Annotated in this window: 10 protein-coding genes; all 10 read right to left on the bottom strand. The window is 39.2% G+C overall.

Annotated features, from left to right (window positions below; translation table 11 throughout):
* Positions 1-210: 210 nt before the first annotated feature.
* The 10 genes from B3394_RS13840 to B3394_RS13795 all read right to left on the bottom strand — a co-directional run bounded on the left by B3394_RS13840 (position 211) and on the right by B3394_RS13795 (position 9,154).
* Positions 211-786: a YdeI/OmpD-associated family protein gene (locus tag B3394_RS13840; RefSeq protein WP_273247041.1), complete on the bottom strand. Its 576-nt coding sequence runs from the start codon at positions 784-786 to the stop codon at positions 211-213.
* A 12-nt stretch (positions 787-798) separates the two neighbouring features.
* Positions 799-2,040, bottom strand: a complete 1,242-nt coding sequence (pepT, locus tag B3394_RS13835; RefSeq protein WP_177734285.1) for a peptidase T — start codon at positions 2,038-2,040, stop codon at positions 799-801.
* Between the two features lie 78 nt (positions 2,041-2,118).
* Positions 2,119-3,111, bottom strand: a complete 993-nt coding sequence (locus B3394_RS13830) for a DUF3667 domain-containing protein (protein WP_273247042.1) — start codon at positions 3,109-3,111, stop codon at positions 2,119-2,121.
* Positions 3,112-3,198: 87 nt separating this feature from the next.
* Positions 3,199-3,411, bottom strand: a complete 213-nt coding sequence (locus B3394_RS13825; RefSeq protein ID WP_286925629.1) for a hypothetical protein — start codon at positions 3,409-3,411, stop codon at positions 3,199-3,201.
* Positions 3,412-3,427: 16 nt separating this feature from the next.
* Positions 3,428-4,525 (bottom strand): MBL fold metallo-hydrolase, encoded by a 1,098-nt coding sequence (locus B3394_RS13820; RefSeq protein ID WP_286925628.1) that lies wholly within the window; start codon positions 4,523-4,525, stop codon positions 3,428-3,430.
* Between the two features lie 79 nt (positions 4,526-4,604).
* Positions 4,605-5,165, bottom strand: a complete 561-nt coding sequence (locus B3394_RS13815; protein WP_177734289.1) for a TetR/AcrR family transcriptional regulator — start codon at positions 5,163-5,165, stop codon at positions 4,605-4,607.
* Positions 5,166-5,265: 100 nt separating this feature from the next.
* Positions 5,266-6,384, bottom strand: a complete 1,119-nt coding sequence (locus B3394_RS13810; RefSeq protein WP_286925627.1) for an ABC transporter permease — start codon at positions 6,382-6,384, stop codon at positions 5,266-5,268.
* Positions 6,381-7,487 (bottom strand): ABC transporter permease, encoded by a 1,107-nt coding sequence (locus tag B3394_RS13805; protein ID WP_286925626.1) that lies wholly within the window; start codon positions 7,485-7,487, stop codon positions 6,381-6,383. The genes B3394_RS13810 and B3394_RS13805 overlap by 4 nt, the downstream gene beginning before the upstream one ends.
* Before the next feature lie 9 nt (positions 7,488-7,496).
* Positions 7,497-8,237, bottom strand: coding sequence for an ABC transporter ATP-binding protein (locus tag B3394_RS13800; protein ID WP_286925625.1), 741 nt, complete (start codon positions 8,235-8,237; stop codon positions 7,497-7,499).
* A 5-nt stretch (positions 8,238-8,242) separates the two neighbouring features.
* A complete protein-coding gene (locus B3394_RS13795; protein WP_286925624.1) occupies positions 8,243-9,154 on the bottom strand; it encodes an ABC transporter ATP-binding protein in 912 nt (303 codons plus the stop codon).
* Between the last annotated feature and the right edge of the window lie 4 nt (positions 9,155-9,158).

Here is a 9,158-nt window from a genome sequence, read left to right as displayed (position 1 = left end):
AATTATGGATTGGCATAAAAATCAGGAGTTGAGTATATTTGCGTATATAAGTACCACTTTTTGGATAAAAAAGGGTGTAATCGGGAGGGAATTTATAACGATATAGCGAAATGATTCCGGAAAAATAACAGTATCATAAAGCTGTTTTTAAAAAGAAAAAGCCCCAAAACGGAGCTTTTAATATTGTTTGAAGACAGGCAGCTAAAAAATTTAGCGGTACTTGTCATTCAGTCCGATACCACTTAAAATAAACGGTTTGATTTTTTCAAAACGACTTTGCTTTGTTTTTTCCTGTTTGGCAGTAGCAATGTATTCCAGGAATTCTTTTTGCTTGTAAGGCGTAAATTGCTCAAAAGCAGTTTTTAGTTCCGGATCGTTTTCCAGTTCTTTTTGCAGGTATTCGGATACGATTGCTTCTTTTTTTGCCGGTTTGTAGACCATTCCGGCTTTTTCATTGGCTATGGCTTCCTGAACGTATTGTAAAATCAGTTTTTCGTTCATCCCGGCTTTCGACTGGAAGCGCCATTGGCGTAAAGCCTTGGTAACGCCTTCCTGGGCGTTAACCAAAACTTTATGCTCATCTTTTAAATAAATACCGTTGAAAAACCAAATGCCAACATAGGATTTAAACCCGCCAATTCCCAAAACGTTTTTCCCGTTACAGGTATAGGTAGGACCGCCCCATTTTGTTGTTTCGACCAATTCGGTTTTTAGAAGGATGGATTTTAAATAATCCAGTTCTTCTTCCCATTGATTGGTCTTATCCCATTGGTGTTTTTCTTCCATCGGTAATGGAAATTATTTTTTTAAAGCTGTTAATTCCGCAATTTTTACAATCACATCCACTGCTTTTTGCATGCTTTCTACCGGTACATATTCGTATTTTCCGTGGAAATTGTGTCCGCCGGCAAAAATGTTCGGGCAAGGTAAGCCCATATAGGAAAGCTGGCAGCCATCTGTTCCGCCGCGAATAGGTTTAATGATCGGTTTAATACCCAGCTCTTTCATTGCCTTTTCTGCAATTTCCACAATATGAATTACCGGTTCCACCTTTTCACGCATATTGTAATAACTGTCTTTTATTTCACAGCTAACAATATCACCGCCAAATTGTTTTTGAAATTTCTTGTTGATTTTCTTCGCGATTTTTTCGACAACAACTTTACGTTTTTCGAATTTTTTCTTATCGTGATCACGAATAATCAATTCCACTTTTGTTTCCTCAATACTACCGCTGATGTTGGTTACGTGGAAGAAACCTTCATAACCTTTTGTTTCCTGCGGTGTTTCGTGTTTCGGAAGTTTTGAAATGAATTTGTTGGCCAAAAGCATGGAATTAATCATTTTTCCTTTTGCATAACCCGGGTGAACACTCTTTCCTTTAAAGATTAGTTTTGCTCCGGCAGCATTGAAGTTTTCATATTCAAGTTCACCAATCTGGCTTCCGTCCATCGTGTAAGCCCAGTCTGCACCGAATTTTTCGACGTCAAATTTATGAGCTCCGCGTCCGATTTCTTCATCCGGTGTAAAACCAACTCTGATTTTTCCGTGTTTGATCTCCGGATTGTTGATCAGGAACTCCATTGCCGTTACGATCTCGGTAATTCCGGCCTTATCATCGGCTCCTAAAAGCGTCGTACCATCTGTAGTGATGATCGTTTGTCCTTTATACTGTAATAGATCCTTGAAATAATTTGGAGAAAGTACGATATCCAAATCTTTGTTCAGCACGATATCTTTTCCGTCATAATTTTCAACGATCTGCGGTTTAATGTTTGCTCCTGTAAAGTCAGGAGTAGTATCGAAATGCGAAATAAAACCAATAGTAGGAACGTCATGCTCCACATTACCAGGCAGTGTTGCCATAATATAAGCATTGTCATCTATAGTAACATCTTCCATTCCTATAGCTTTTAGTTCTTCAACTAATTGTTTTGCTAAATCCCATTGTTTAGCAGTACTGGGAGTAGTATCGGAATTCGGATCAGATTCTGTATCAACAGTTACATAACTGATAAAACGATCAATAATATGTTGCATTTTAAAAATTTTTGAGATACGCAAAAGTACGACTATTTCATTAAAATGAAACGCCCTGCTTTTTAGAATAAATTCAAATTAATGAAGGTATAAAATTGTATAAACGATAAACATAAGCAGTACGATGAGTATCAAAAACGAGTTGATAAAAAACAACAGTAAACTCTTTATGTTCGAGATATATCGTTTTTCATGGTATAAAAATCGGTGTGCCTTAAAGAAATACGTGAATCCCCATCCGAGATAAACACAGGTAATGATGAATTGCAGTACACTGAGAAGTCCATTATCGCCCATTAAATCAAATAGCCATGAAATTGTCATGAACAGGGTAGTGCTGAGCAATAGAAACGAAAAGTAATGCAGCGTAAAAATACCGTGTTCAAAATAGTACCATTTTTTCTTATTGTGAAACAGCCATAACGAAAAAGCAAATAAGGGCAAATAGAGGAAAAGTACCTTTGGCAGGTTATGAATAAAGGATTCCCTGAATTTTGAGATAATCTCTTTTATGGTATATGTTTCGTTTATTTCGGCCAGTCTTCGTTCAAATTTAGCCATTAGTTTTGAAGGCTTTTTCGATTCCGGAAGGGTTTTTTGTATCGAATCAAATTCCCTTACAGAACGGTAGTTGCCAATTTTAGTTTTGGGTATCTGGTTCTTTTCCAGGATAGAATCGACCTCTTTGTAATTGTCGTCATATTTATGCGCCTCTGCCTGTCGTGTCTGGCGGAGTGTATCACTTTTATGATTTATTTCGGGTAATATGCCCGGAAGGAAAAAAGTAATAAAACTTATAAAAATATATAATTTAACCGGTGCCACATATTTTTTACGCTTCCCGGACAGGTATTCTCTTGTGAGCCTTGAAGGCCGGAACAACAGGTATTGTATTGTTTTCCAGAACGCATTGTCATAATGAGTTAAATCCTCTACGAAATGTGTGAATAAATAAGAAAATGATTTACGGGATTCGGCATTTTCCTGTCCGCAGTTCGGACAATACTTTTCAGTGACAATTTTTCCGCAGTTTAAACAATCGATATGATCGCGTATTTTTTCGTGGCTCATTATTAGATTTATTGATGCGATAAAAATAATAAAAAATCACTTTTACTGATGAAATTTCAAGAATAAAACAAAATAATTACATTTTGTTTACGCACTTAGTTCTTCACAATAATAACCCAATGCGGTTATAAGATTCGTAACATCAGTTACTTCCAGTTTTTCACTGCTAACACGAAGAATTTTATCACAGTCTTCCAGGTCAAAATTAAAATGACTGATGGCCTCATTTTCGGTAAAGACACGTTCAATTTTTCGGGCGTCTTTTTTGGTTTTAACGCTTGTTTTAAAGATATATAACATTCGGTCTCAGGTTATTTTAGTTGATATTTTTCCACCATTCGGTAAAGGTTTTTTTTGCGTTCAGGTCCATTTTTTCCCCGATCATCGGCGTACACAGGCGGATGTTTTCGTTATGATTCAGGGTTCTGAGCTTTGTTATCGGTTCGTCCCAGTTGTGGTTAGCCAGAGAAAACTTACTCCAGTGAACCGGTAGTAATCGGGAAGTCCGAAGATCCCGGGCAACCTGTAAAACCTCTTCCGGCATTAAATGAATGTATTTCCAGTTTTTGTCATATTGCCCGCATTCAATAATGGCAAGGTCAAAAGGACCAAATTGTTCCCCGATTTTTTTAAAGTGGGTATCATAACCGCCATCACCGCCCAGGAATACTTTCTTTGTTGGTGTCTGCAATACAAACGATAACCAAAGCGATTGGTTGCGGGTTAATCCTCTTCCGGAAAAATGCCTTGCCGGCGTGGTATGCACGGTAATGCCATCTGGCAGCTCGATTGTTTCATGCCAGTCTTTTTCAATAATGTGTTGGGTATCATAACCCCAATATTCAAAATGTTCACCAACACCCAAACCGCAAATCACTGTTTTCACCTTTGGCTTTAATGCTTTGATGGTTTCATAATCCAGATGATCCCAGTGATCATGTGAAATAAAAAGATAATCGATTTCCGGGAGGTCATTCACGGTATAAATGTCGCTGCCGGGATAGCTTTTTGTAGTCAGGCGGACAGGAGAGGCTGCGCCGCTAAAAACAGGGTCAACCAGGATTTTAATACCATCGGTCTGAATAAAATAGGAGGAATGTCCAAACCATACAAAAGCATCTTCTTCTTTGGAAAGCGACCGTAAATCTGTTTTTTTCGACGGAATACTGTCTACAGGTTTTACCCTTGTATTTTCTTTAAATAGAAACTCCTTTAAAACGCTGTAAAAGCTGGCGCCTTCCGTCAGATCGGGCGTGAAGCTGCTGTTCTGGAATTTACCGTCCCTGAAATTAGGAGAGTTCTTAATACGCTCTAACCGGGCACCGGAAGGCAGTTTCCCGAATTTTGGCTGTTGGAGAAAAAGATAAACAATTACGGTTAAGGATATGAGTATGGTAAAAATTGTAAGTAACATTTTTTTTAAGATTTTGTTCATTATTATTTTGTTGCAATAAGTTTAGATTGACTAATCACTCTATATGGTTTAAAAAAAATCAGCTAATCATGGTCCACAAGATATCAAAGGAATTATAAATCACTTCTTTCTTTGCTTCAAAGCTCAGTTTCGACTGGCGAAGGTATTGTTGCACGCCGAATATAAAATTGTTGACAATCGTAATCAGATAATCTACCGGTAGATCTTTAATCACATTTTTACGGATAGCGGCTTCCAGCTCCTCACAGCCTTTTTTAGAAAGTTTCTGTATTTCTTCATAATCTATCTGTGATGCATAGGGTGAAGAATAAAACTGCTGAATGTAGCGAAACTGGTAATCGTTGTCCAGTGACCACAGCATGATCGCAATAAACTGGCTTTTAAAATGCGTTTTATAATCGGTATTGGAAGCAACAGCATTTTCAATATGCTCCGCAACTTTTAATTTGATATCAATATAAAGCGCAATGATCAGGTCTTCTTTTGTCTTGTAATAATGAAACAAGGTACCGTTCGCAACACCGGCTTCCTTAGCAATTTTGCTGGTAGCGGTACCGTGAAAACCATATTCTACGAATAGTTTCAGTGCAGCGGCAAGTATTTCTTTTTGTTTATCCATGATAAGATTGACTAATCAGTCGGTAAAAGTACACTTTTTTAAAACAGTAAAAAGTATTTTGGAAAAAATTAACTTTTTACGTTGGCTTATTCATGGTTTATCAGGATGTTTTTTTATAGTTCAATACTGCCCACACATTAAGCACTACGGCAAAAAGCCCGATTTTCAGGAAATGCGGCAATACATCTTTAAAAGTACTGCCTTTCAGGACAACCATGCGCATGACTTCTATAAGATAACTCACCGGTGTGAAACGGGAAATATATTTTGCCCATTCCGGCATACTGTCGATTGCGGTAAACAAACCACCCATCAAAATAAAGATCATCATAAAGAAAAACATGATGAACATAGCTTGCTGCTGGGTATCGCAAAATGTGGAAATAAGCAGACCAAAGCCCAGAATTGCCAACAGGTAAATCCAGATAAAACCGTATAATAAAAGGATGTTTCCCAGTGGTGTTATGCCATAAACAAGCCAGGCTATCAACAGTCCTAAAGTGAAAACCACATTACCGAGAATCCAGAACGGAATGAGTTTACCCAATATAAAATGGTATTTTTTTAAAGGGGAAACATTGATCTGTTCGATGGTTCCAACTTCTTTTTCTTTAACAATGTTCAGTGCCGAAAGAAAACCGCCCACCATCGTGATCAGGATTGCTAAAATGCCCGGAACCATAAACGTGTGGTAATCCAGCAGCGGATTGTACCAGTTTGAGACCGTAATTTCAATAAGCGGAGCAGTATTGAATTTCGCAGCCGGCTTTACTTGCAAACGAATATCGGCATTGAAATTTTTCAGTATCGTATTCAGATAGGAAACGCCAAGTCCGGCTTTGACACCATTAATGGCATTTACGGCAATAAAAAGCTGTTGGTGGTTTTCCCGGACAAGATTGCGTTCAAAGTTTTTCGGTATTTCCAGGATCAGGTCGGCATCGTCATTTTCAATAAGCTGTAAAGCCTCTTTATAGGAACTGCGGTAACCGGAAAGTTTAAAATAGCCTGAAGCGGCAGCCGTGGTAATCAGCTTTTGGGAATAGGTCGAATGGTCGTTGTCCACGACAGCCAGATTGATGTTTTTCACTTCATAATCTGCGGCCAGCGGGAGAATGATCAGCTGCATGACCGGCATTACCATGATCATGACCAATATCGCTCTGTTGCGGAAAATCTGCCGGAACTCCTTTTGGAGCAAAAAACGCATCGTTCTCATTCCAGTCTTGTTTTAAAGCTTTTCAGGCTGATGATTAATAAAAAGACAGTCATTCCGAAAAGGATCAGTGTTTCCTTCCAGATGGCAGAAAACCCGAGGCCTTTGATCATAATAGATTTTACAATAATGTAAAACCATTTTGCCGGAACAATGTTGGAAATCAATTGTAATGGTTTTGGCATGTTTTCAACCGGAAACATAAAACCACTAAACAAAATAGTGGGCAGCATCATGCCCATTAACGAGATAAGCATGGCAATTTGCTGGGAACTGGTTTTAATGGAAATAAAAATACCGATGGCTAAACAGGTAATGATAAAGAGGATACTTTCCAGGAATAGCAACACTATACTGCCGTTTATAGGCAAATCCAGTACAAAAATGCTTAGCAGTAATATCGTACTGACGTTAATTAAAGATAGCAACAGATAAGGAACCGCTTTGGAGAAGATCACAAAAATGGGTTTAAACGGGGAAACCAGCAAAATTTCCATGGTACCGTTTTCTTTTTCCTTTACAATTGAAATAGCCGTCATCATAACGCAGATAAGCATTAATACCAGTGCCATTACGCCCGGAACAAAATTCGGAGCACCTTTTAACTGCGGATTGTAAAGCATCTTGATCTCCGGAACAATTTGTAACGAAACCGGGTTATTCCCGTTAATTTCCGCCTGATATTCCTGTATAATGGAAGTCATGTAATTGGTAAGCGTGGTCGCGGTATTCGGATCGGAAGCATCGGCAATGATCTGGATTTGTGCCCGGTTTTCATGTACTAACTGTTCGTTAAAATGCGGAGGGAACAATACGGCAAGCTTGATCTTTCCTTTGCGGAATTCGGCTTCCATATCGGAATTTTGTGATAAAAAGGTACTGACTTTAAAATAACGGCTTGCGGTAATTTTTGCTATTATATTAGTACTGGCGACATCTTTTGCATTATCGACAATAACGATTTCCGAGTTTTTGATCTCATTGGTCAGGGCAAATCCGAAGATCAAAATCTGAACAATCGGCATACCAAAAAGGATCAGCAGCGTTTTACGGTCCCGTATAACGTGAAGAAACTCTTTCCGTATAAAAGTGATAAACTGTTTCATAATCAGATTTTATTCGCCTCGTCTGGCAGTTCGGGCAAGCTGGTAAAACACATCGTCCATGGTAACGGCATCGTATTTTTTCTTCAGATTGGCCGTTGTATCCAGTGCTTCAATCGAACCGTCCACCATGATGGATATCCGGTTGCAGTATTCCGCTTCATCCATATAATGAGTGGTTACAAAAACGGTAATTCCGCTATTGGCCGCTTCATAGATAAGTTCCCAGAATTGCCGCCGGGTAATCGGATCGACACCGCCGGTTGGTTCGTCTAAAAACACAATTTTAGGTTCATGGATAATTGCTACCGAAAAGGCAAGTTTTTGTTTCCAGCCCAATGGCAAAGAAGCTACCAGGCTGTTGGCTTCGCTCTGTAAATGGAGTTTCCGGATTAGGGCTTCACTTTTTATTTTCAATTGCTGATTGGAAAGACCGTAAATTCCTCCGAAGAAACGGATGTTCTCGGCAACCGTAAGATCTTCATATAAGGAAAACCGCTGACTCATATAGCCGATATTCTTTTTAATGCGTTCGGTGTTTTTGTAAATATCATAACCGGCAATAAGCGCATTGCCCGAAGTGGGCTTCGACAAACCGCATAACATCCGCATAGCAGTTGTTTTTCCGGCTCCGTTGGCACCCAGAAAACCAAAAATTTCCCCTTTGGAAACCGTAAAGGATATTTGGTTTACAGCCGTGAAATCGCCAAAACGTTTGGTTAATTTTTCGCAGATTATGACTTGATCTTCCATCGTGATTAGTGCAATAGTTGTATAAAACTGTCTTCTATTGTTGCTTCGGTTTTATGAATCGTTACCGCCTTTATGCCGTTTTCTTCCAGGTAATGCTGTAATTGTGAAACAGCATCGTCTGCCGGTTTTAATGCGATATGTGCAAATTCGCCAAAAGCATAACTATTAATACGGTCCGGATATTTTTCCAGTAATTGCAGCAGGACATACATATTGGCAGCCTTAACGGCATATAACTTCTCAGGGTAAGCAGCCGTAATGTTTAACGGGGTATCAATAGTCAGTATTTTTCCGTTTTGTATCAGGGCGATCCGGTCACACAGGTTCGCTTCATCCATATATGGTGTCGAAACAATAATGGTAATTCCCTGTGTTTTCAGCTTTTTCAGCATTTCCCAGAATTCTTTCCGGGAAACGGGATCCACGCCGGTGGTGGGTTCGTCTAAAAACAGTATGGCCGGTTTGTGGATTAATGCGCAGCACAAAGCCAGTTTCTGTTTCATACCGCCGGATAATTTCCCGGCTTTCCGGTCTTTAAAAGGGGCTATCTGAATGTAAATATCTTTGATCAGATCGTAATTTTCCAGTAATGTGGTGTTGAATAAAGTGGCAAAAAAGTTCAGGTTTTCTGCAATGGTAAGGTCCTGGTATAAGGAAAACTTTCCGGGCATATAGCCTACAAGCTGCCGGATTTCCCGGTAATCTTTAACAATATCCAGAGCCATCACGCTGGCATTTCCCTGATCGGGAAGGAGTAGCGTTGTGAGCATTCTGAAAATACTGGTCTTTCCGGCTCCGTCTGGTCCGATCAGTCCGAACAATTCACCGGTTGCTACCGAAAAAGAAACGTTATCGACAGCAGTTTTTTTGTCTTTGCCATAGGTTTTGGTTATATTTTCAACAATAACGGCTTTCATGTTT

It is taken from the genome of Flavobacterium sp. UBA4197 (genome assembly GCF_002379575.1).
In the GTDB taxonomy this organism is placed as follows: Bacteria; Bacteroidota; Bacteroidia; order Flavobacteriales; family Flavobacteriaceae; genus Flavobacterium; species Flavobacterium inviolabile.
Note: the sequence above shows the minus strand (reverse complement) of the source record. Positions and strands in the feature narration are given on the sequence as shown.

What these genes read in the sequence shown, in the direction of transcription:
- B3394_RS13840 (WP_273247041.1), bottom strand. Translation starts at nt 786, where the DNA reads ATGGAAGAAAAACACCAATGGGATAAGACCAATCAATGGGAAGAAGAA.
- pepT (WP_177734285.1), bottom strand. Translation starts at nt 2,040, where the DNA reads ATGCAACATATTATTGATCGTTTTATCAGTTATGTAACTGTTGATACA.
- B3394_RS13830 (WP_273247042.1), bottom strand. Translation starts at nt 3,111, where the DNA reads ATGAGCCACGAAAAAATACGCGATCATATCGATTGTTTAAACTGCGGA.
- B3394_RS13825 (WP_286925629.1), bottom strand. Translation starts at nt 3,411, where the DNA reads ATGTTATATATCTTTAAAACAAGCGTTAAAACCAAAAAAGACGCCCGA.
- B3394_RS13820 (WP_286925628.1), bottom strand. Translation starts at nt 4,525, where the DNA reads ATGTTACTTACAATTTTTACCATACTCATATCCTTAACCGTAATTGTT.
- B3394_RS13815 (WP_177734289.1), bottom strand. Translation starts at nt 5,165, where the DNA reads ATGGATAAACAAAAAGAAATACTTGCCGCTGCACTGAAACTATTCGTA.
- B3394_RS13810 (WP_286925627.1), bottom strand. Translation starts at nt 6,384, where the DNA reads ATGAGAACGATGCGTTTTTTGCTCCAAAAGGAGTTCCGGCAGATTTTC.
- B3394_RS13805 (WP_286925626.1), bottom strand. Translation starts at nt 7,487, where the DNA reads ATGAAACAGTTTATCACTTTTATACGGAAAGAGTTTCTTCACGTTATA.
- B3394_RS13800 (WP_286925625.1), bottom strand. Translation starts at nt 8,237, where the DNA reads ATGGAAGATCAAGTCATAATCTGCGAAAAATTAACCAAACGTTTTGGC.
- B3394_RS13795 (WP_286925624.1), bottom strand. Translation starts at nt 9,154, where the DNA reads ATGAAAGCCGTTATTGTTGAAAATATAACCAAAACCTATGGCAAAGAC.